Here is a 22,398-nt window from a genome sequence, read left to right on the forward strand (position 1 = left end):
AAGGGGCCGGCTCACACGGCCCGTCGAACCACGGCTCCCGCCCCGGCACTTGCGCCTGCTCCCGCTCCCGCAACCGCTTCCCTGTTGACACCCTCGGCCCGATTGGCTTGCCATGTCGGCCATGTGGAGCCCTGAAGGCCGCAAGGAAAACGCTCGTGAGCTCCGCAGGATCGCCGACAAGGTCCTGCGCTACCGGCAGCTCTGCGACCGCTTCGCGAGTTACTTCCAGCCCGAGAGCGACAACGCCCGCCAGCTCCGCCAGATCCGCGGCAAGCTCGAGGATCTGCGCGGCCGCGCGCTCGATCGGGAGAAGCGGCTCGCCAAGGGCGTCGTGAAGATCGGCGTCGTCGGCCTGGAGAAGCAGGGCAAGAGCGCGTTCCTGTCGGCGTGGCTGAAAAGTGAAAAACTCCTGCCGAGCGAGGCCGAGCGCTGCACCTGGAGCACCACGGTCATCGAGCCAGGCGAGGCCGGGCAGTTCGCCGCGACCGTCACCTACTACAACGAGGCCGATTTCAAGGCCCGCATCCAGAGCTACTTCGACGCGCTGGAGCCCGGCAGCGTCGAGCGCTGGCAGGGCCTGAACCAGGCCGAGATCCTCCGGCTCAAGGCGAGCTTCAAGACGCGCGAAGGCTACGACGTCGACGATCCGGATCGCGCAGGGCGGCGCGAGCAGACGGCGCTCGCCGAGCTCGTGGAGATCAGCGCCGGGCTCTCCGAGATCAAGGCGCGGCTCGGTCGGGCGCCCGAGAAGATCACGGCGAGTAGCCTCGACGCGCTCGCCGAGCAGATCCGGCCCTACATCGCGCTGAAGGACACGAAGAACGGGAACAGGCCCTACCCGGGCGTGCGGGCCGTGAAGATCGTCACGGTCACGATCCCCGTCGAGGGCGCGATGCCCGGCGTCGAGCTGATGGATCTGCCCGGCATCGACGCGCCCTCGGACAAGGCGCGGCGCGACACCGAGGAGGCGCTCGCGAACGAGGTCGACGTCACGATCTTCGTCAAGGACATCACCCGGCCCTCGCTCGTGCGCAACGAGGTCGAGCTGCTCCGCATGGCGCAGACGGCCGACCGGAGCATCTCGCTGAAGGACCGGATCTTCGTGGTGCTGACGAAGGTGGATCTCTTCGATCACGCCGACGAGAACGGCAACTGGCACTGGTCGCTCGCGGCGCGGAACTTCCGCGAGCAGGGCGTCGATCGCATCTTCCCGTACTCGAAGGTGTGGGTGCACCAGGGCGTGGACACGCAGCACCCGGTGGCGCGCCAGCTCATGGACTTCTTCAGCGCGACGACGCCCGTGAACGGGCTCGACAAACTGAAGGACGCGGTGGAGCGCTACCTGTCGACCGACGTCGAGGCGCTCGATCGCAAGGTCACGCAGGCGATCAACGCGGAGTTCGGCGAGGTCGAGGCGCTGCTCCGCGGCGTGCTCGTGACGGTGAAGGACGGGCTCAGCGATCGGGAGTTCGATCGGCGCGCCGAGCAGGTCTTCGATCTGCACTACGAGCACATCCAGTCGGGCGAGGATCCGACGGGGCTCTTGCCCGAGATCCGCAAGCGCATGTCGGGCTTCATGGACTTCGAGATGAGCGACACGCAGCGATCGGCCCGGGCCGCGCGCGCGGACGTTCGAATCGATCAGATCCGGAGCGATCTGCTCGCGCGGCTCACGCCCGAGGAGGCGGAGGCGAAGCGGCGGCAGATGCCGAGCCCGGGGCTCATGAACGAGACCGCCGTCGAGATCGAGATGCGCAAGCAGATGCGCGAGCGCGTGGCGTCGCGGATCGCGGGGCTCGGCGAGGATTTCCGCAACACGGCGCGCGAGAGCGTGGAGCGGATGCTGCACGAGATGTTCATCGAGGCGACCTACGAGGGCGGGCGAATGGAGGTGCTGCTCGCGTCGGGCAAGACGCTGATCGAGCGGATCGACGCGCTCGGCCGGTCGGGGCACGTCTCGGAGAGCGTGGTTCGTTACCAGAACCAGGAGATGGCCAAGGCCGACGTCGCGTTCGAGGTGCTCTCCCGGTACTTCGCGCGGCAGATCGTGGACATCCTCGACGCGACGGATCCCTACGATCGCGAGATCCGCGAGCGCGAGATGCGCGGGCTCGAGCAGTTCTTCGGGATGGGGATCGCCGACAAGGCGCAAGGGTCGGCGACGGGCGCGGCCGCGGCCGCGAGCGGCGTCATCGGCTCGGTGAAGGCGAAGCTCGGGTTCGGAGAGCCCGACGGCAACGCGGCGGCGGGAGCGGCGCCTGCGCCTGCGCCTGCGCCCGCGATCGGAGGTTTTCCCACGGTGGGCGCGGCGATGCCCGTGCCGAGACAGCAGGCCCCGCAAGCAGGCGCGGCGCCGGCCGGCAGTACAAAACCCCCGCAGACCAACCCCGGCGCGGCGGCGGCGCCCGCGGCGACGGCGAACGGGCGCGACTGGTCGAAGATGCTGTCGCGGGTGCGCGTGGACGTGGAGCGGATCTGCGACTTCCTCGAAGCGCTGGCGAAGCACCCGCGGGGCCTGCAGAAGTACCACGAGGAGGCGGTGCGCACGGTGCACGACTCGTGGCTCGATCGCGAAGGGGAGCAGTCGCTAAGGCGGTGGGTGCGCAGCGAGTGCGCGCGGATCTGGCCGCACAAGTTCGCCGCGATCGAAGCGGAGAAGGAGCGGGCGCGCGCGGACATCGAGGCGCTCGAGGAGCTCTTCGGTGGGAACGCCCCGCCCCAGAAAGCAGGAGCCTAGACCGTGGCCTACGATCTCGCGCGTTTGTCGAGTTACGTTCGGTTCTACGAGACGGTCGTGAACCAGCTCGGCGCGGCCTGGCAGAACCTGACGCGCCTGCACCTCACGGCGAAGGACGCGCTCGCGCCGCTCGCCGAGCCGCTCGCGCCCGTCGCCTACGCGCCGCTCCTCGCCGCGCTGGAAGATCCCGCGCCGTCCGAGCAAGCGCTCGCCGCGTTGTGGAGGCCGGTCGACGGGAAAGACCTCTCGGATATGAACGACATCTACGAGGTCGCCGGGCGGTTCGGTTTCCAGGGCGAGGACAACGAGAACCTCGCGCGCGTGCAGCGGCTCGTCGCGTCCGCGCGGAACGAGATCCTCGGGCACCGGCGCAGGCTCTCCGATCTGCGGGAGCTGCCGAACGCGGCGCGCACCGCGGCGGCGCGTCTGCGCGCGGAGGAAGAGGCGCGCGCCGCCGCCGAGCGGGCCGAGAAGATGGCGGCGTTTGGTCCGCTCGCCGAGACCGTGGTGATCCGCGCGAAGCAGACGATCGACGCCGTGCGCACCGTGCCGTTCCCGGACCTCTCGAACGCCGAGACCGCGGCCGAGGAGTACCGCAAGTACGCGGCGAAGCTCGATCACGTCTACCAGACGTGCCTGCCCTTCCTGCGCAAGGCGATCCAGAACCTCTACGCGTTCGTGAACGCCGAGCCGACCGCGTCGTGGCCCGACACGCTGCCGATCACGAAGGATCTGCCGCCGGAGCTCGTCACGGTGCCGCCGGCCGGATCGGTGGAGCTCACGCAGGCGCGCGCGAGCGTCACGTCGCTCGCCGAGGAGGAGACGAGCTGCGGCGGAGGCACGCCGAGCTCGGGGCGCTCGAAGCGCAGCTCGTGGAGACGCGCAAGGACGAGCCCGTGCTGTTCGGCAAGGACGAGTGGCGCGCGAAGGTCGCCGCGATGGAGGAGCAGAAGGCCCAGCAGCAGGCGACGTACGGGCAGCGGCTCGCGACGCTGCAGCAGTTCCAGATCGATCACTCGAGCGTGTCGGTCGAGGTGCAGACGGAGCAGCAGAAGCAAGCGCTGCTCGAGCGGCAGATCGGGGAGGCGCAGAGCAAGGCCGCGACGCTGGAGCTCACGATCCGGGAGATCGGGACGAAGCTCGGGGCGTCGCGGCCGTCGCGGGCGGTGTCGGCGGACGACGCGCGCAAGGCGCTCGGCTCGCTGCAGCAGGTGAAGCTCGGCGTGGCCGAGCGGATGGAGGCGCTCAAGGCCGAGATGCGGCGGCAGAAGGACGAAGCCGTGCGCGTGCTTGCCCGCATGAAGCAGATCGGCGTGGAGCGGCAGCACGTGACCGCGATGGTGCAGAGCGCGGAGACGGCCGCGACGCAGGGCCGCGAGGAGGCGCTGCGGCAGCTCGCGCGCGAGCGGCGGGCCGGCGTGGAGCGGCACGTGGGCGAGGTGCTGGCGACGCTGGAGAAGTCGATCGCGCACGTGGGGCCGGTCTTCGTGGATCCGGCGCGGGAGCTGCTGGTGGCCGCGACGGAGCCAAAGACCGAGGTGACGACGCGCGTGCTCGAAGCCGCCGAGGCGGCCGTGCCCGTGGTGGATCGGCTCTTCAAGGAGCTCGATCCGGATCTGCTCGCGCAGGACGCGACGCTCGGGCAGATCCAGCGCGAGTTCTGCGACGTGGCCGAAGCCGCGTGTGTCACGGCGTGGGGAGGATGATCAGGCGGCGGTTCGGGTCGTCGCCCGGCTCGTCCGCGAGCCACTCCTTGCAGAGCTGAAGCAGGCGGGCGTTCGCGGCGCGTCCCTTGAGGAACGAGCTCCGTAGCTCGTCGTCGAGGAGGGTCGCCGCGCGCTTGTGGATGTCGGCGCGGGCCGCGGCGAGCGTCGCGCGCGCTTCGTGGTGCGCGCCGAGGAGGAGGAGCGCCTCGACGCGCAGGAGCGTGAGCTCGGGCGGCGCCGGGGCCGGGTGCGCGCCGCGGGAAGGGCGCAAGGCGAGCGCGCGATCGAGGAGCGTGAGCGTCTTGTCCGGTTTCTTCGAGGCCAGGAAAAACGCCGCGCGTACGCCGTAGAGCGCGCCCGGGGGCGTCGAGGCGGCCCGGAGCGCGCCGAGCATCCGATCGGCCTTGTCGAGCTCGCCGAGCGCGATGCTCGCGCGCGCCGCGAGCAGGAGCGCCCGCCGCGCCGCGAGGCGCTCGCCCCGGGATTCGGCCTGGGCGGCCACGTCCTCGGCCATCGCCCGCGCCGGGACGAACGCGCCGCGCTCCAGGCTGCGCAGGGCCTCGAACGTGCTGCCCACGATCGAGGTCAGGCTGCCCTCGGGCTCCTGATCGAGGCCCTCCCGGAGCGCCTTGTCCGCCTGCTCGTGCGCGCCGAGCAGCAGGAGATCGAGGCCGACGTGGATGCGCGCATAAGGGAGATAGCGGCGGTCGCCGATCGTCTTGAAGCGCAGGACGCTCTCGCGATCGAGCCCGAGCGCGGCCCCCGGATCCTGCTCGACCGCGCGTGTCCAGTGGGCGTGGGTGTGCAGCATCCACGCGGCGACGACGGGCTCTCGCTCGGCGGCGGCGGCCGTGACGAGCCGCATGCGCTCGAGGTAGGGCAGGGCCGCGGCCGGCTCGTGATCGAGGAGCGCGTCGATCGTGGCGCTGAAGGCCCACGAGAGCGCGAGGACCGCGTCGGGCGCGGGGCGCTCGTCGAGGAGCTTGTGGAAGAGCTCGGCCGTGCCTTGCGCGTCGCCCTGGGCGAGCGCGGAGCGGATCGCGCCGCCGAGGGCGCGGGCGTGGTGGCGGCTGCCCGGGCGCGCGAAGAGGAAGGCGCAGCGGGCGGCCTCGTAGGCGCGGGCGTGGCTCGATCGCCAGCTCTGCGCGTCCGTGGCGATGGCCCAGAGCTCGGCGGCGGCCTCGCCGTCGGCGCCGAGAGCGAGGCCTCGCTTGGCGAGGTCGATCGCCGCTTCGAGGGCGCCGCCCGAGAGGGCTTGCTCGGCCGCGTGTACGTAAAACTCGACCGCGCGGGGGCCGTCGCCGGCGCGCTCGAAGTGGAGCGCGAGCACGCTCTTGTCGCTCTCGCCCGCCGCGAGCAACCACTCGGCCGCGCGCTTGTGGCCGAGCTGGAGATCGTCGTCCGTCAGGCGCGCGTACGCCGCCTCGCGCAGGAGCGGGTGGCGGAAGGCGTACTCGGTCTCGCCCGCGAAGCGGCTCTGCCGCCTCCGCGTGAGCAGCTCGCAATTGCAGAGTTTGTCGAGCGTCTTGCCGAGCGACCCCGTGGGCTCGTTGTGCCCGAAGACGATCGGCCCGAGCGCCCCCTCCCACGCCGCCTCGCCGAAGATGCTCGCGGCGCGCAGGACCCGCCGCGCCTCGTCGTCGAGCGACTTCGAATCGATCCGCGCGTCCACCATGCCGAGCACCGACTCGGGCAGGGCGCCGCCGCGGCCCTCGTTCACCGCGCGGATGAGCTCTTCCAGGTAAAACGCGTTGCCGGCGCCGAGCTCGACGATCCGGTCGACCACGGCGCGCGGAGTCTGCGGGCCGAGCGCGCTCCGGACGATCCGCGCGGCGTCGTCCTTGTGGAGCGGGTGGAGCCGGACGTCTTGCACCTCGCGGCCTTCCCAGAGGCCGGGCAGCCGCTCGCGGACGTCGGGCCGCGAAAGCGCGAGCACCGCGAAGTCCCGATCCCGGAGCGCGTCGAGCGCGGCGTCCACGAGCTTCAGCGACGCGGCGTCGCTCCACTCGAGCTCCTCGAGCACGAGCAGGAAGGGCGTCTTGTCCGTGAGGGCGCGGACGAAATCGAAGAACGCTTCCTTGATGTGATCGGCCATGAGGGCCGCGTCGCTGCGCGCGGCCCGGAGCTCGGTGCGCCCCTCGTCGGGGAAATGCAGACCCACGACCTCGCCCAGAAACTCCGTCACGCGCCGTTTGTCGCTGCCGGCGAGGTAGGTCCCGACGAGCGCGCGGAGCTTCTCCTGGCTCGCGTCGGGCGGCTCGCCGGCCGAGATCCCGGCGGCGCTGCGGAGCGCCGAGCCGACGATGGAGAAGGCCGATCCGGCGCGGAGCGGATCGCCGCGGCCAAGGACGACGCTGAGGTTCGGCTTTTCGAGGGAGAGGCGCTCGACGAGCTCGAAGCGAAGGCGCGACTTGCCGGCGCCCGGCTCGCCGAGCACGAGCACGGCCCGCGGCCTCCTGCCCTGGAGCGCCTGCTCGACGTACTTGCAGACGGTGTCGAGCTCCTGGTCGCGCCCGATGTAGGGGCTCTTCTTGCCGAGCAGCGTGCGCACGGCACGCGTGGTCTCGCGCTCGCTGCGCAGCCAGAACTCGCCGAGGTAACTCGTCACGTCGAAGCGCGCGTCGAGGAAGGCGCACGCGACGTCGTTGACGCGCACGGGCCTCGGCCCCTTGCCCCCATCGAGGGTGGGCATGTCGAGCAAGTGAAAGACACCGTCGAGCATCTTGCCCACGGGCGCCTTGTCGTTCGCCTCGGCGTACGCCGCGAAGATGGCCACGCGCGAGCCCTTCGCGAGCCCCGCGATCTCGAGCGCGAGCCTCGCTGCGCGTCGGGCGATCTCGGCGGGGTTGCCCCGGCCTTGGATCTTGATGAGCAGCGCGACGCCCGGCAGCTCGTGGAGCTGCTCGTTTTTCTTCGGATCGACCTCGGCGCGGATCGCGGCGACGACCTCGGGCGGCAGACCACGCGGGGGCTTGTCGGCGAGGAGATCGTCGACGTCGGGGACGGGCTTCGCCGCGACCACGAAATGGAGCTGTTTTTCCAGCGGGCTCATCCGCTCGCTCGCGGGGACGGGCGGCGCCGGCGGGATCGGCGTGAACCTGCGGGCCCAGGGGTCGCTCGGCGAGGCGGGCGGGTAGGTCGTGATGACCGGGTTCGTGCGCCGCTCCGGGAGCGGCGGCCTCGTCGAGGCTTTTTTGGCGATGCCCTCGAGCGTGTTCGCGACGGTGGTGCCGTTCTGCGGCCGCTGCGAGGGATCCTTCGAGAGCATGCGGGCGATGAGCTCCGAGAGCGCGAACGGCACCTCGGGGCGGATCTCCGCGACGCGCGGCACCTCGGCCATCACGATTTTCGCGAGCACGACGTGCTGCGGGCCGCCCTCGAAGGCCCTGCGGCCGGTGAGGCATTCGAAGAGCACGGCGCCGAGGCAAAAGATGTCGGCCGTCGCGTCCACGTTCCCGCCGTAGTCGATTTGCTCGGGCGCCATGTAGCCCACGGTCCCGATGACCACGCCGGTCGAGGTCATGTGGCCGCCCGCGAGGAGCGCGATGCCGAAATCGATCACCTTCACCCGCTCGACGTCGGAGCCGACGAGGTGGATGTTCGAGGGCTTGATGTCGCGGTGCACGACGTCCGCCGCGTGCGCGGCGCCGAGGGCCTGCGCGACGCGATGGCCGAGCTTGAGCGTGTCCTCGATGCGCAGCGGGCCATTTTCGAGCACCTTGTCGAGGCCCCGGCCTTCGAGCCACTCCGTGGCGAGCCAGGGCTCGTTGTCGATCCTGCCGTGGTCGACGTAACGGACGATGTGCGGGTGGTTGCGCAGGTGCCGGGAGAGGATCTCGATCTCGCCGCGAAACCTCCGGAGCAAGCTCTCTTTGGGCGTGGAGCCGTCCCGGGGCTCCGCGACGAACTTGATCGCGACGCGCCCCCGCGTGTCCTTGTCGTAGGCGGGCCAGACGATGCCCATCCCTCCGTGGATGGCCGGCTCCTCCAGCACGAAACGACCGCCGATCACGTCACCTGATTTGTGCACCGCCTACGAGGATGCACCAGCGGTGGGGGAGGAAAGCAAGGGGGACGGGGGCGGGTTCACGGCGGAGCCGGATTTTCCGGCAGCGTGGTCCCCGTCGTCGAGCAGGCTTCGGTGTACCCCTGCTGGCAGGCGCGCTCGCGCAGGTCGCGCTCCCACGGCGGGTAGGGCCGGAGGCCGCCCAGGCTCTCGTGGTGCATCCGGGCGAGGGCCGCGCAGGACTTGCCATGGGCCCTGTCGCAGGCGATCCGGTGGTATTGCACGGCGAGGTTGAGGTCCTGCGGGGCGGGGAAGAAATTTCCCTCCTCGTAGATGCGGCCGAGGTTGTGGCAGGCGAGCGGCTCCTTCTTGTCGCAGGCGAAGCGGTAGAGCTCGAGCGCCCGGCTGAGATCCTGCGGGACGTCCTCGCCGCGCTCCAGGGCGGCGGCGTAGTTGTTGCAGCCGAGGGGTTCGTCCTGGTCGCAGGCGCGGGCGTGCAGGGCGAGCGCGCGGCGCGTGTCTTTGGGCAGGCAGGCGCCTTTCTCGTAGGCATGACCGAGGTTCGTGCATCCGAGCTGCTCGCCGCCCTTGCAGGTGCGCTCGTACGCGGCGACGGCCTTGCACATGTCCTTCGGGACGCCGAGCCCTTTTTCGTAGAGGAATCCGAGGTTGTTGCAGCCGAGCAGATCGCCGCCGTCGCAGGCCTGCGTGAAGAGCTGGCGCGCGCGGTCGAAGTCGACCGGGCCGCCGCGCCCCTGGCGGACGAGGTTGCCGAGGTTTACGCACGAGCCGGCATCGCCGAGCTTGCAGCCGCGCGCGTAGCACTTGCGGGCCCAGGACGGGTCCTCGCCGACGCGCCCGAAATGCGTTTCGCGGATCAGGCCCTCGTTGCGGCAGCCGACGGCGAACCCGAGTTCACACGCTCGGATATAAAGCAGGCCCGCCGAGAAGGTATCCTCCAGCACGCCGAGCCCGTGCTCGTAGAGGTTGCCGAGGTTCGTGCAGGCCTGGCCGCTGTCGAGGTTGCATCCGATGCGATAGAAGTCCGCCGCGCGCGACAGGTCGACGGGCACGCCTTTGCCATTGTGGAGGAGCCACCCGAGGTTGTTGCAACTGCTCGCGTCGCGGTAGGAGCAGCCCTTTTCGTAGTACGAGGCGGCCGTCTCGCTCTCGCTCCCGCCGAGGTCGCCTCGCTCGATCCGGACGCCGAGCTCGGTGCAGCTCGGCCCATCGCCCTTGGCGCAACGCGCGCGGAGCGTTTGGGGGGATGCGGCTGCGACGGCCACAGGGGCCTGCACCTGCGGGATCGCCGGCGTGGCGCAGCCGAGGAGCGCCGCGACGGGGAGGGCGAGGAGGACAGATCGCATGGCAGGGTCGGAGCTAGCCGAGCCGCGCCCAGGATCCAAGAGGCTCGGCGCGTAGCTTTTTGCGCAGCCAAGAAGCCCTTGCGGACCTTGCCACGGCGCGCGAGGTTGGATAAGAGCACGCGCACCGAAGCTTCTTCTTCGCCCGGATTCACGGGTCATCTTTCGGACCATGCAGGGAAACGAGCTCGTCGCCGTCACGCGGCCCTTTGCCTCCGAGAATCGGGCCCGCAGCGTTTATCACGTCGCCTCGACGTTCGCGGTCCTCGCGCTCGCGACGGCCGTGGCCGCGGCCGCGCCGTACAAGCCGCTCCGGATCCTCGGCAGCGTGATCGAGGGGCTCGTGATCGTGCGCGCGTTCATCCTGTCGCACGACTTCCATCACGGCGCGCTCCTGCGCAAGTCCAAGGTGGGCAGCGTGATCTTCGGCCTCTACGGCGCGCTCGTGCTCACGCCGCCTCGGGTCTGGCGGCAGACGCACAACTACCACCACGCGCACACGGCGAAGATCGTGGGCGCGCAGATCGGCTCGTACCCGGTGATGACGGTGGAGATGTGGAAGCGGGCGCCGCGCAGCAAGCGGATCGCGTATGCGCTCGCCCGCCACCCGCTGACGATCCTCTTCGGCTACGTGACGATCTTCCTCGCCGGGATGTGCATCTCGGCCTTCCTGCGCAATCCCAAGGAGAACTGGGATTCGGCGGCGGCGTTCGTCCTGCACGCGGCGCTCGTCTCGACGATCACGTATTTCTTCGGCTGGGAGATGACGCTGCTCGTCCTCGTGGGCCCGCTGTTCATCGCGTGCGCGCTCGGCTCGTATCTCTTTTATGCGCAGCACAACTTCCCGGGCGTGCACATGCAGCCGCGGCAAACCTGGACGTTCGCGCGCGCGGCCGTGGAGTCATCGAGCTTCATGCGCTGCGGGCCGATCATGAGTTATTTCACGGGGGACATCGGGTATCACCACGTGCACCACCTGAACGCGGCGATCCCGTTCTACCGGCTGCGCGAGGCGATGGCCGCGATCCCCGAGCTCCAGGTCGAGCCGCAGACGAGCCTGTCGCCGCGCGACATCCTGCATTGCTTCTCGCTGAAGTTGTGGGACCCGCAGACCGGCAAGATGGTGCCGTACCCGAAGGACGCACCCCCGGAAGAAGTGGCGGAGCCGGCCTGATCTAGCGGGCCATGCGGCGGACGTAGGCTCGCAGCGCCTGCACGTCGGCGTCCGTGAGATCGGTGTTCGAGGGCATCATCATGCTCTTGCCCACGGCGCGGCCGCCCAAGCGGATGATGCGCTCGATCGATTCGTCCTTCGTGGCGGTTTGCCATTCCGGATCGCCGAAATCACGCGGCCGCGGGAGGAGGTTCACCGCGGCCGGGCCGTCGCCGCGCCCGTTCACCCCATGGCACGGGGCGCATCGGAGCTCGTAGAGCTTGCGCGTCTCTTCGAGCGCGGCGCCCGTGAGCGCTTGCCGCGGTGCCTCCTGCTCCACGGAGAGCCGCGCGAGCGGGCGGGCATAAGGCATGAACGGCCAGGGGATCCCCACGAGAAGACACACGAGCGCGAGGCCCGCGCCCCACGCAGCGCGCTTGTGCTTGTCGCCGTCGCTCGTGCTTCGCCGCACGCGCACGCGGCCGACGTGGGCGCAGGCGAGCGCGAGCACCATGGAGAAGGCGTGCTCCACGAGGAAAAACCGGAGCGCCGAGGAGCGCATCGCGCCCGCGGGATCCTGGAAGGCGAGGTGCGTCATGGGGCTCAGCCACAGGTACATCACGAGGCCGAGCGTGATCTGGAGGTCGAGCGAGGCGACGAAGAAGAGGCCGAGGCGGTCGTGGAGACGCTCGTACGCGCCGGATCGCCCGCGCGCGGCGTTGGCAGACGCGACGGTGGCGGCGAGGCCGAGCCCGAGGACGATCCAGCGGAGCCACGAGTGGAGCGTGAGGACGATCGGATAGAGCATTCCCGCGGGCGCACCTTGCCACGCGCGTGCTCGTTGGGCAGGACGATCGAGCGGGCGCGGCGGCGAACGTCGCCCGATCGAGGCCTCAGCGGGCTTGCAGAGCAGAGGGCGAGAGGCGCAGACTCGCGCCCGCCCCAAGGGGCGCGGAGGGCAGCCGGTGGGACGTTTTATCGAGGTCTCGACAGAGATCGGGGGCACGACGGTCGTGGCCCGGTGTGCGTCGGAGCAGGCGCTCGAAGCGCGCACGATGATCGAGCGGGGGTTCGGCCCGCTCGCCGGACGAAAGCCGGCTCGAAGGCGCGGTGGTCGTGTTCGGCTGGGCCGCCTACCGGCTCGAACGGCGCGAGGGCCAGCTCCTCGTGTGCGAGCCCAACTTCGACGAGGATCCGCGGCAATTTCGGCCCGACGTGACCGCGTCGCTCCGGGTCGTGGCGCGGCAGGTGGGGCTCGTGAAGATGCTCGGGGTCAAGCCGGAGGGGTGCCGCTTCGACGACAAGATCGTCGCGGACCGGGCGGCCTTGCGCGCCCCGGCGGTGGTTCTGCATCGGACGGGGATCGCGAAGGGCGGGGACGCCGGCTGGTACATGGGCCGCGCGGAGGCCAAGGGAAAACCGTCCGCCGAGGAGCTCGCCGGGTTCATGAGCTGCGGGCTCGTGCGGCTCGGCCGCGAGCGGCTGCTCGACGTGCTGGCGCTGCCCGTCGGGTACATCGCGCGATTCGACGGCGATACGCTGCTCGGGATCGCCGACGCGCGGAATCGCGAAGTGTATTCACCGAAGCGCGCGCGGACCTGACCGGCCTCTCTCCCGTGGCGCTTGGCAGGACCTTCGAGGCGCGGTAAGCCGCCGGGACCATGCCGGATTCGATCACGCGCCCGAGGAGACTGTGGACCGTGCTTTTCGTGGCGAGCCTCGCCGCGTGCAGCCGCGGATCCGCGCCGTCGGAGGTGTCCTCGCCGTCGGGCGGTTCGTCGGGGTCGACCGAGGCGGCCGCGGGCTCAGGGGCGTCTGCTTCAGCGAACACGCCGCCGCGGAGGAGCCCGCGGCTCGACGATCCGCGCTGGCAGCGGGCGATGGATGACGATCCGGCGGGACTTCAAGCGCTCGCGGACGCGCTCGGCGCGGCGGGGCTCGTGGAGGCGCTCGGGGACGGCGGGGCGATCCTGAGGACGGCGCTCTCCGCCTTGCCGCTCGCGGACGACGCGGATCTCGCGCTCGGCGTGCTCGGCAAGCGGGCGCTCGCGGCGACGGACGAGGAGCGCGGGCCCACGCTCGAAGCCGTCCTCGGCGTGGCGGGCCGGCCCGCGACGGCGCGGGACCCGCTCGATCCGGAGGGCGCGTCGGAGGCGGGCGCGGCCGTGCTCTCGATCGCGGCAAACCCTGCGCTCCCGCGCGAGCACCGGGCGCTCGCGGTCTCGGCCGCGCGGGCGCTTGCCGAAAAGAAGATCCTCGACCCGGCGAAGATCCCCGGCGATCTCGATCCGCCCTGACCCGAAAACCCTGGAAGACCGGGAGCGCCCGGGTTTGGCGCGCCGACCGGGCTTTCCATTCCGGCGGGTAAGCACATTTCTGGCAGCTTCGCGCCCGATATCGATGCGGGTCGCGCTTGAGTGGACCGGGTTTGCCGGGCGAAGCTCCGTGCATGACAAACGGATGGACGCTTCGCCGTGGGGTCGTGGCGGGGTTTTTCGGGGCGACGCTCTTGCTTTCGCCTTTCGCATTCGCCACGACGTATCAGGTCGGGCCGGGCAAACCCCATGCGAGTCTGAAAGCGGTGGCGTCACTGCTACAGCCGGGCGACGTGGTGGAGGTCGCCGGAAATACGACGTACGCGGGCGACGTGAAGCTCACGAAGTCGGGGACGAATTCGAACAAGATCACGATCCGAGGCGTGCGCGTGAACGGCAAGCGCCCGGTGCTCTCGGGCGGGACGAACACGCTGGAGGTCGGGGCCGACCATTATGTGATCGAGGGCTTCGAGGTGGTGGGGGGCAGCTCGCGTTGCGTGTTCCACCGCGGGCACGACATCCGGATCCGGGACACGGCGGTCCATGATTGCCCCTCGCACGGCATCCTCGGCGCGATGGACGGCTCCGGCTCGCTGACGCTCGAATACGTGGAGGTCTACAAGGCGGGGGCAGGCGACAAGCGCCACCCCATTTACATGGACACGGACGAGCACGCGCACCCGGGCGCCGTGTTCCGCATGCAGCATTGCTACGTGCACGACGGCCTCGGCGGGCACGCGGTGAAGAGCCGGGCCGAGCGGAACGAGATTTATTACAACTGGATCGAGGGCGCGTATTACCGCGAGCTCGAGCTCGTGGCGCCGGACGGCGAGGCCGAGGACGTGGCGCGCGAGGACGGCGACATCGTGGGGAACGTCTTCCGCAAGACGGGGACGTTTTACACCGTGCGCATCGGGAGCGACGCGACGGGCGGATCCACGAACGGCCGCTACCGCTTCGTGAACAACACGTTCCTCCTCGCGCAGGGATCGAAGCCGGTGGTGGAGATTTTCTGGGGCATCGAGAGCATCGAGATGCACAACAACGCGTTTTACCGGGTCGGGGGAGGCGCGGTCTCGATCCTGAAGCTCACGGACGTGGAATGGGCGACGGGCAAGGCGGTGATCGGCGGCCAGAAGAACTGGGTGCCGCAGGGGAGCACGGTGCCGACGCAATGGCAGGGGACGATCCAGGGGAGCAATCCGAAATTCGCGGACCTCGCGGCGTTCGACCTGCGCCCCGCGGCGGACAGCCCTTTGCGGGATGCAGGCGCGGCCGCCCCGGCGAGCCCGGCCGGGTCTCCCTTCCCGTCGCCGCTCGCGACGCCGCTCTTCGTGCCGCCGGCAAAGAAGGTCGTGACGGAACTGGGGCAGCTCGGGCGGGTCCCGGCAGGCGCGATCGATATCGGCGCGTACGAGGGGGCAGGGCTCGGGGGGGGCAAGGAAGAGGCGGGAGCGGACGAGGGAGCGGAGGAAGGGGCGGGAGCGGGCGCGGACGCGGATGCGGAGATCGGCGAGGAAAACGCCGCTGGCATTACGTGCGCGGTCGGGCCCGGACGAACGACGGGCGCGGCTTGGATGGGCGCGCTCCTGGCGGGGATGGCGTTGCTTTGGGGGAGGCGGCGGCGGGGGTGAGGCCTCGCCCGACTTGCGTTACCGTGACGACCCCGTGACGACCCCCTACGCGAGCGAGGCGTTCCTCCACCAGATCCTGGCCAAGGCGCAAGCGGCCCAGGCGAGCGACATCCACCTGCGCGTGGGGCAGCCGCCCGGGGCCCGGGTGCACGGAGACATCGTCTACTTCCGCGCCGAGCCCCTCAAGCCCGAGGACACCGAGGCCGTCGCGCGGCTCGTGCTCACCCGGCGGCCCGCGGTCCTCGGCGCGCTCGGATCGCTCCGCGAGGTCGATGTCTCCTACGAGGCCGAAGGCCTCGGGCGCTTCCGCGTCCACGTCTACCTGCAGCGCGGGACGATCGCCCTCGTCCTGCGGCTGATCCCCGCGAAGATCCCTTCGTTCGAGGCGCTCGGCGTGCCGCCCGCCGCGCGCGGGTTCGCCGACAAGAGCCGCGGGCTCGTGCTCGTCGCGGGCGCCGCGGGGCAAGGCAAGACCACGACGCTCGCGTCGATGCTCGCGCACATCGTCGAGGCGCACCCGAGGCACGTGGTCACCGTCGAAGATCCGATCGAGTTCGTCCACGAGGGCGGCCGCGCGACCGTGAGCCAGCGCGAGGTCGGCAGCGACACGGAGTCGTTCGCGTCGGGCGTTCACGCGGCCCTCCGGCAGGATCCGAACGTGCTGCTCGTCGGCGAGATCCGCGACGCGGCGACGATGGAGGCCGTGCTGCAAGCGGCCGAGACCGGGCACCTCGTGCTCTCGTCGCTGCCCACGCCGGACGTGGGCCGGACCGTGAAACGGCTCCTCTCGATGAGCCCGACGCCAGCGGAGACGCGCGACCGGCTGAGCGCGTGTTTGCAGGGGATCGTGGCGCAACGCCTGCTCCCGCGACGCGAAGGGGGCGGGCTCGTGCTCGCGTCGGAGGTGCTCGTCGCGACGGGCGCGGTGCGCGGCGCGATCGAGCGTCCGGAAGGCCATCCGTCGCTTCGTGAGCTGATGGAGAAGGGCGTGACGCCCTACGGGATGCAGACGTTCGCTATGCACATCGAGCGCCTCGTCGCGGAGGGGCTCGTGGACGCGGACGTCGCGCGCTCAGCGACGCAGGTCTAGTCCCGAGGGGGACGCCTCGCGTCCCCCTCTCGTCCGGGCAAAGCCCGGCCGATTCACCCCCCGAGGAAGATCGCGTCGCGATCTTCAGAGCATCGAACGGGTCGATGCTCTAGCTGGCGCGGCGATACGGCATCGGCGGGAAGAGGTCCTTCATCGCGGCGGGCAGCTCCGAGCGGACGTCCTCGATCTCGCCCGCGGAGACGCTGTCGGCGATGACCTCGCACGTCGCGTAGAGCACGTCCGTCGCGGCCTCGGGCGAGAGCTGGAGCGCGCGGCGCAGCTCCGCCTCGATCGTGTCGGGCGTGATGCCCTTGTTCGAGCCGCCGAGCGTCGCGTCGAGCTGCGGGACGAGCTTCGACGGGAGCTGCGCGAGCAGGTGCTGCGCCTCGTCCTCCGTGAGGCGGCTGCACAGGTTCGAGAGCACGATGAGCAGCGCGCGCTCGGCCTGCTCGCGCGTGGAGAGGCCCGTCTGGCGCATGCAGGCGTGCAGGAGGCGCCCGTAGGTATTTTCCGCGCGCGCGGCGCGGCGCTGGCGTGCGCGTTCGCCGCCGCGGCCTGGCGTCACGCCGGCCGGGCTCGTCGCGCCTGCCGGCTTGAAGCGCGCGGCGACTTCGAGCTGCGCCGTGATGATCGAGCGGGCGGTGTCGAGGTTGATGGCGCGTTCGAGGAAGAGGTCGTCGAGCGTGACGATGCCGACGGGCCGGCCCGCTTCGAGCACGGGGACGCGGCGGCAGGCGTGCTCGCGCATGACGCGCACGACGTCTTCGACCGTGTCGTCGATGTCCACGGGGGTGACCTCGTCGCTCATGACGTCGCGCAGGGGCGTCGTGCGCGGGTCGAGGCCGGCCGCCACGACGTCGAGGGCGAGGTCGCGGTCGGTCGCGATGCCGACGAGGCGCTGGTCCTCGACGACCAGGACGGCGCCGACGTGGTTGTCGGCCATGGCACGGGCGGCCTCGTAGGTCGTGGAGCGGGGGTGGAGGACGATCAACCGGGGGCGACGGTAGCGATCCAGGGACATGGGGCACTCCTCTGCGGTTTTTGCCGAGGAGAACGTGCCAGATCGATGCCAGCCGCCGCCGCCGCGAGGGGGCGCGCTCGGGCGGGCGGGGGTGATGGCTTTTCGCGCGGGCCTTTGTCGGCTACACCGGCCGGCCATGACCGAGGCTCACTTCGCCCCAGACCCCATCCGCCATGACTGGACCGTGGACGAGGTCGTCGCGATTCACGACCTGCCGTTCTTTGCTTTGATGGACCGCGCGCGTGGTGTGCACCGGGCGCACCACGTCGATGGGGAGGTGCAGCTCTGCACGCTGCTCAGCGTGAAGACGGGCGGCTGCCCCGAAGACTGCGCGTACTGCCCGCAGTCGTCGCACCACGACACGAGCACGTCGCCGGAGAAGATGCTCGACGTCGACGGGGTGCTCGAAGCGGCCGACCGCGCGAAGGCCGCGGGCTCGACGCGCTTCTGCATGGGCGCGGCGTGGCGCGAGGTGAAGGACGGCCCGGCGTTCGACCGCGTGCTCGAGATGGTGCGGGGCGTGAAGGAGCGCGGACTCGAAGCGTGCGTGACGCTCGGCATGCTCACGGAAGAGCAGGCGACGAAGCTGAAGGACGCGGGGCTCGACGCGTACAACCACAACCTCGACACGTCGCGCGAGCACTACCGCTCGATCATCTCGACGCGCACGTACGACCAGCGGCTCGTGACGCTGCGCAACGTGCGCAAGGCGGGGATCACGGTGTGCTCGGGTGGGATCATCGGGATGGGCGAGTCGGTGCGGGATCGCGCGGCGATGCTCGTCGAGCTCGCGCGCCTCACGCCGCACCCGGAGAGCGTGCCGATCAACGCGCTCGTGCGGGTGGCGGGCACGCCGCTGGAGAGCCTGCCTCCGCTCGATCCGGTGGAGTTCATCCGGATGATCGCGACGGCGCGGATCGTGTTCCCGAAGAGCATGGTGCGCCTGTCGGCGGGCCGAACGGACCTGTCGCGCGAGGCGCAGATGATGTGCCTCTACGTCGGAGCGAACTCGATCTTCTACGGGGACAAGCTGCTCACGACGCCGAACCCGGAAGCCGACGAGGACACGGCGCTCATCCGGGACGCGGGGCTGTCGGCGCGGAAGCCGTCGGTGGGGATGGCGGAGGCGGCGGCGGAGGAGTGAGGTAGGGCAAGGGCCCGCGTGTCAAGCCTTTTGGGCGGACACGCGGGCGGCCTGTCGATCGACACACCAGGCCGCAGCGGGCTACCCAGCGGGAGGGGGCGGTTCTGCGGTGGTGGTCCAATGACATCGTTCGGCGTTCGGTCTCGAAGCCGGTGAAGTCGTGTCCCTACGGCCGCCTGGGATGCGGGCCGGTCCCGGCGCTGGCGGGCCGAGGCGGCCAGAAACCAAAGAAAGAGGAGAGATCATGTCGCTGACGGGTGGTTGTTTCTGCGGAAAGGTTCGATACCAAATCGATGCGCCGCTTGGACCAGGGCGCAGTTGCCATTGCTCGCGATGCCGAAAAGCATTTAGCGGGACGGGGTCTGCTTACGCGGAAGTCGTGCCGGGGTCCTTTTCGTGGCTCAGCGGGGAGGACAATCTCAGCTTCTATGAAACGACGCCGGGATGGGGTCTGTGCTTCTGCCGGACCTGTGGAAGCACGCTGTGCGGCACAGGCGGAGGCAAGGTGCACGGAGTGACGCTCGGCAGCGTCGATGGTGATCCCGGCGTTCAGATCGAGATGCATATCTTCGTCGGTTCGAAGGCGCCCTGGGATCACATTGGGGGACCAGCCCCTCAGTACGACGCATTTCCTCCCCAGGCGCCGCCGAACGGATAAGCGGCACCCCCTCGAGGGAAGATCGCTGCATTCCCATATCGTTCGCCGCCTTCCCGCGCTGCTCGATGAAGTTCGTCGTCTTCTTCCTCCTGCTGGCACTCGCGCAAGGCGCATGCGTGGCGCTGCTCGCGCATCCCGCTCGTCATCTCCTGCTGTGGCCAGCCCTCTCCTGTGTCGTGCTCGCCTACGCGTACGCGAGAAACCGCCCGCATCTGGTGAGCGGGAAGTCGAACGACGGACGCGTCTCCTGGTTTTGGACGACGCTGAACCTCCCGTGGTTGTTATTCACCTGGACGACCTGGATCATACTCGCCGTCTTTTCTCGTGAGCCCCGGGTAAACCGGCTCGAAGGGACGAACATCTACCTCGGCCGGTGGCCGCTCCTCGGGCCAGACTTGTCGAGGTTCGACGTCGTGGTGGATCTCGCTGCCGAGCTGCCGCGCTGGTACAGCTTTCCCCATCGATACGAGGCGCTCCCGAATCTCGACGGCATGCCGCTGGTGCACGACACGCCCAGCGTGGAGATAGGCCCCGAGACCGTGGTGCTGGTGCATTGTGCACAGGGGCATGGCCGCACGGCTTCCTTCGTCGTGCTTCTTCTGTGCCGTATGGGCATCACGAGCACGGTCGAGGACGCGATCGCGTTGATCCATGCCCATCGCCCGCTGGCGAGAATGTCTCGCTCGCAAAGGAGGGCCGTGACGGCCCGCGCGTCGCTCGCAAGCCCTGTGTCAGGCTGCGCCAGAACAGGACGCTGAGCGCAGCGCGGGATGGGCCGATAGCCTGGAGACGCTGGCGGGCAAGAACGAGCGCCGAGACGGCACGAAGTCTGCAATTGTTCCCCATGCCCGCGCACGTACAGGGAAAGGGGCACGAGAATGAGAGCACATCACGCATGGATCCTCGCAGCTCTGGCGCTGTTCGGGTGCGGGGGGACGGAGGGGACGGGAGGGACGGAGGGGACGACCTTCACGCTGGATCACGAGCCGGTGACGCTCGGCGAGCCCGCCACGGCGCACATTACGCTGTGGGGCTACGATTCCAGGCTCGCCGACGCGAGCGCCACCGCGATCCGGCGCTACGCGCTCGAAGTGACAGCGCTGCCCGTCGACCTCGCGCTCGACATTCCGGCGAACGCCCATACGCTGATCGATCAAGGGGTCGGGCCGGTCGCGCGCGAGGATGCGGGGTTTTACTTTTCGGTGGTGGTCGACGTCGACCGCGACGGGCAGCAGTGCGAGAAGGACCTCGTGCAGGACTTCGAACGCAGCGACTTCGCGTCGTTCGACGAAGAGCCCCCGCAGACGTACAAGGTCTTCGTGAAGGAATACGGCTCTTCCTGCATGCCGATCGACGAATAGCCCGAGCCCACGATCCCGCCTGACGCTCGATAGGCCCGCGGGCACGTCGTGGATTCTGCCAGCCGATCTGCAATCGCTTCCCACCGCGATTGACGTCCGGATAGGCTCGCGCCCCCGCGACGCTACGAGCGAACCATGAAGCATCGACACGCCCTTCTCTTGCTCTCGTTCTTCCCTGCCATCCTCGGCGCCTGCGGCGATCCCGGCCCCCCGGACAGCCGCCCACCGCCGAGGATTGCAAGAACGGCGCGGACGACGACGGCGACGGCGCCGCCGACTGCGCGGACGACGATTGCGCGGAAGAGCCCGCGTGCGTGCCGCCCGTCGAGGATTGCGGAAACGGCGTGGACGACGACGGCGACGGCGCCGCCGACTGCGCGGATACGAACTGCGCGGGCCAGGCTGCCTGCGGAGGCACCTGCGGCAACGGCCAGCTCGACGCGCAGGAGGCCTGCGACGGAGCGCTGCTCGATGGCAAGACCTGCCAGGACCTGGGCTTCGACGCCGGACAGCTCGCCTGCGCGCCGAGCTGCGCGCTGGACACGGCGGGCTGTACCAAGTTCGCCTGTGGCAACGGGGTAAAGGAGGGCGCCGAGGCCTGCGACGACGGCAACGTGAAGAACGGGGACGGCTGCCGCAGCGATTGCAAGGGCGTGGAGCAGTGCGGCGACGGCCTGCTCGACGCGGGCGAGGTCTGCGACGACAAGAACATGGTGAGCGGCGACGGCTGCGACGCGGACTGCAAGCCCACGTTCACCACCTGCGGCGACGGCATTCATCAGACCGGCGAAATATGCTTCGCGCCGCAGCTCGACTGGGTGTTCCCCGACCGCCCCTACATGATGAGCCTCAGGGACCATGACGGCGACGGCGACGTCGACGTGCTGGCGAGCTACGAGCTCTCCAGCCTGCAGATCCTGCCGCGCGGCGCAGGCTATCAGTTCGGGCCGCGCCAAACGCTTTCCCTGGACGCCTCGCCCAGCACGTTCAGGCTGGCCGACCTCGACGGCGACGGCGACCTCGACATCGCCTCGCTCACCGAAACGTCCAATGGCTACCTGCGCCTGCTCCAGCAGCAGTCGGATGGTTCGTTCGTCGTCGCCCATGCGCTCGCCGGCGTGGGCCAGATGCCCGGCGACATGGCGCTCGGCGACGTCGATGGCGACGGGGACGCGGACATCGTCGTGTGCAGGACCTATTCGAGCGGCGTGCTCGTCTACAAGAACCAGGGCCTCTTCCAGCTCTCCGCGCCGCAGAGCCTCGCCACCGGCGCGACGCCCAAGCAAGTGGTGCTCGCGGACCTCGACGGCGATGGCGACATGGACATCGCCACCGTCAACAAGGGCGACAGCTCCGTCAGCCTGCTGCGCAACGAGGGCAATGGCGCATTCGCCGCGACCGTGAAGATTCCCGTCGGCACAGAGCCCATTTCGCTCGACGTCGCGGACCTCGACGGCGACGGCGACCGCGATCTGATCACCGCGAACCTGGGCTCCAACGACCTCACCCGCCTTTACAACCAGGGCGGGGGGTCCTTCAACGCCGTCCCCCTGTCCCTGGGCGTGCGGCCGGTGGACACCGAGATCGCCGATTACGATGCAGATGGCTGGCTGGACATCGCCGTCCGCATCGGCCCGACCGCCGGCGTGGGCCCGCTCGACGAGGTGCGCATTCTCCAGAACGACGGCGGCGGGGGCTTCTTGCCGAAATCCGCCTTCCTCACGGGCGCGACGATCTACAACAGCGAAAACGGCCGCCTCCAGGCCGCCTCCAGGCCGCCGACGTGGACGGCGACGGCGACGTGGACCTGGGCATGACGAACTGGCTCTCGCGGGACGCCAGCATCGCGCTCAACGAGGGCGGCGGGGTCTTCTCCGTCAGCGTCATGAGCCCCTTTGCCCAGGCCCCGGACGGCGCGCTCCCCGCCGACATGGACGGCGACGGGGACAATGACGTGGTCGTCACGCGCGGCACGCAGGCACGCAGACGCGGTGGTCTCGAGCAGCAACAGCGCGATCAACGTGGTGCTGAGCGCGCCTTGAGCGCCATGCCGTGCGGCTTTGCGCACCGAACACCGGGGCAGCCTCGGCGCGTGCTCTGCCGAGGCCGCCATCTCAAGAGGGGAGATCGGTACCCATGCGCCCCAGGATGGGCTGCGTGAAACCATCGAGCGCGCAATCCGGATCCCCCGGAAAGCGACCCGCTTTCC

The 22,398-nt window shown here is 70.0% G+C and carries 18 protein-coding genes; 14 read left to right on the top strand and 4 right to left on the bottom strand.

Going from position 1 to position 22,398, the window contains the following annotated elements:
• Positions 1-121 precede the first annotated feature (121 nt).
• Genes POL67_RS19685 through POL67_RS19695 form a run of 3 tightly spaced genes read left to right on the top strand, consistent with a single transcriptional unit; the run spans position 122 to position 4,443 of the window.
• Positions 122-2,737 (top strand): dynamin family protein, encoded by a 2,616-nt coding sequence (locus tag POL67_RS19685; RefSeq protein ID WP_271919211.1) that lies wholly within the window; start codon positions 122-124, stop codon positions 2,735-2,737.
• Positions 2,738-2,740: 3 nt separating this feature from the next.
• Positions 2,741-3,952: a hypothetical protein gene (locus tag POL67_RS19690; RefSeq protein WP_271919213.1), complete on the top strand. Its 1,212-nt coding sequence runs from the start codon at positions 2,741-2,743 to the stop codon at positions 3,950-3,952.
• Positions 3,904-4,443, top strand: a complete 540-nt coding sequence (locus POL67_RS19695; RefSeq protein ID WP_271919215.1) for a hypothetical protein — start codon at positions 3,904-3,906, stop codon at positions 4,441-4,443. The genes POL67_RS19690 and POL67_RS19695 overlap by 49 nt, the downstream gene beginning before the upstream one ends.
• Here the strand turns inward: POL67_RS19695 and POL67_RS19700 are convergent.
• The gene (locus POL67_RS19700) at positions 4,424-8,473 is read right to left on the bottom strand and encodes a serine/threonine-protein kinase (RefSeq protein ID WP_271919217.1); all 4,050 of its coding nucleotides are present in this window, start codon (positions 8,471-8,473) and stop codon (positions 4,424-4,426) included. The genes POL67_RS19695 and POL67_RS19700 overlap by 20 nt on opposite strands.
• Before the next feature lie 56 nt (positions 8,474-8,529).
• The gene (locus tag POL67_RS19705; protein ID WP_271919219.1) at positions 8,530-9,816 is read right to left on the bottom strand and encodes an SEL1-like repeat protein; all 1,287 of its coding nucleotides are present in this window, start codon (positions 9,814-9,816) and stop codon (positions 8,530-8,532) included.
• Between the two features lie 169 nt (positions 9,817-9,985).
• Here POL67_RS19705 and POL67_RS19710 point away from each other — a divergent pair, with 169 nt between their 5' ends.
• The gene (locus POL67_RS19710) at positions 9,986-10,987 is read left to right on the top strand and encodes a fatty acid desaturase family protein (RefSeq protein ID WP_271919222.1); all 1,002 of its coding nucleotides are present in this window, start codon (positions 9,986-9,988) and stop codon (positions 10,985-10,987) included.
• A gap of 1 nt (position 10,988) precedes the next feature.
• On the opposite strand, the gene POL67_RS19715 is transcribed toward POL67_RS19710, so the two are convergent.
• Complete coding sequence (locus tag POL67_RS19715) at positions 10,989-11,774, bottom strand: c-type cytochrome (RefSeq protein WP_271919224.1); 786 nt, start codon at positions 11,772-11,774, stop codon at positions 10,989-10,991.
• Positions 11,775-12,082: 308 nt separating this feature from the next.
• On the opposite strand from POL67_RS19715, the gene POL67_RS19720 reads away from it, so the two are divergent.
• The 4 genes from POL67_RS19720 (at position 12,083) to POL67_RS19735 (ending at position 16,005) form a co-directional block, all read left to right on the top strand.
• On the top strand, positions 12,083-12,568 hold the full coding sequence (locus tag POL67_RS19720) for an immunity protein Imm33 domain-containing protein (protein ID WP_271919226.1): 486 nt from the start codon (positions 12,083-12,085) through the stop codon (positions 12,566-12,568).
• 59 nt (positions 12,569-12,627) lie between these two features.
• Positions 12,628-13,263: a thiamine biosynthesis protein gene (locus POL67_RS19725; protein WP_271919228.1), complete on the top strand. Its 636-nt coding sequence runs from the start codon at positions 12,628-12,630 to the stop codon at positions 13,261-13,263.
• A gap of 152 nt (positions 13,264-13,415) precedes the next feature.
• A complete protein-coding gene (locus POL67_RS19730) occupies positions 13,416-14,915 on the top strand; it encodes a hypothetical protein (protein ID WP_271919230.1) in 1,500 nt (499 codons plus the stop codon).
• A 34-nt stretch (positions 14,916-14,949) separates the two neighbouring features.
• Entirely contained in the window at positions 14,950-16,005 is a 1,056-nt protein-coding gene (locus POL67_RS19735) for a type IV pilus twitching motility protein PilT (RefSeq protein WP_271919232.1), read from the top strand.
• Positions 16,006-16,114: 109 nt separating this feature from the next.
• On the opposite strand, the gene POL67_RS19740 is transcribed toward POL67_RS19735, so the two are convergent.
• Positions 16,115-17,026, bottom strand: a complete 912-nt coding sequence (locus tag POL67_RS19740; protein WP_271919234.1) for a CBS domain-containing protein — start codon at positions 17,024-17,026, stop codon at positions 16,115-16,117.
• A 136-nt stretch (positions 17,027-17,162) separates the two neighbouring features.
• Here POL67_RS19740 and bioB point away from each other — a divergent pair, with 136 nt between their 5' ends.
• From bioB to POL67_RS54245, 6 genes are all read left to right on the top strand, one after another.
• Positions 17,163-18,170, top strand: a complete 1,008-nt coding sequence (gene bioB, locus POL67_RS19745) for a biotin synthase BioB (protein WP_271919236.1) — start codon at positions 17,163-17,165, stop codon at positions 18,168-18,170.
• A 244-nt stretch (positions 18,171-18,414) separates the two neighbouring features.
• Positions 18,415-18,828 carry a GFA family protein gene (locus tag POL67_RS54240; RefSeq protein WP_373372362.1) on the top strand — a complete coding sequence of 138 codons (414 nt, stop codon included), beginning with the start codon at positions 18,415-18,417 and terminating at the stop codon, positions 18,826-18,828.
• A gap of 65 nt (positions 18,829-18,893) precedes the next feature.
• Positions 18,894-19,586, top strand: coding sequence for a protein-tyrosine phosphatase family protein (locus tag POL67_RS19750; RefSeq protein ID WP_271919238.1), 693 nt, complete (start codon positions 18,894-18,896; stop codon positions 19,584-19,586).
• 120 nt (positions 19,587-19,706) lie between these two features.
• Positions 19,707-20,189, top strand: a complete 483-nt coding sequence (locus POL67_RS19755; protein ID WP_271919240.1) for a hypothetical protein — start codon at positions 19,707-19,709, stop codon at positions 20,187-20,189.
• Positions 20,190-20,503: 314 nt separating this feature from the next.
• Positions 20,504-22,006, top strand: a complete 1,503-nt coding sequence (locus tag POL67_RS19760) for an FG-GAP-like repeat-containing protein (RefSeq protein ID WP_271919242.1) — start codon at positions 20,504-20,506, stop codon at positions 22,004-22,006.
• Positions 22,003-22,350: an FG-GAP repeat domain-containing protein gene (locus tag POL67_RS54245; protein WP_373372411.1), complete on the top strand. Its 348-nt coding sequence runs from the start codon at positions 22,003-22,005 to the stop codon at positions 22,348-22,350. The genes POL67_RS19760 and POL67_RS54245 overlap by 4 nt, the downstream gene beginning before the upstream one ends.
• Positions 22,351-22,398: the final 48 nt, after the last annotated feature.

This window comes from Polyangium mundeleinium (genome assembly GCF_028369105.1).
Classification (GTDB): domain Bacteria; phylum Myxococcota_A; class Polyangia; order Polyangiales; family Polyangiaceae; genus Polyangium; species Polyangium mundeleinium.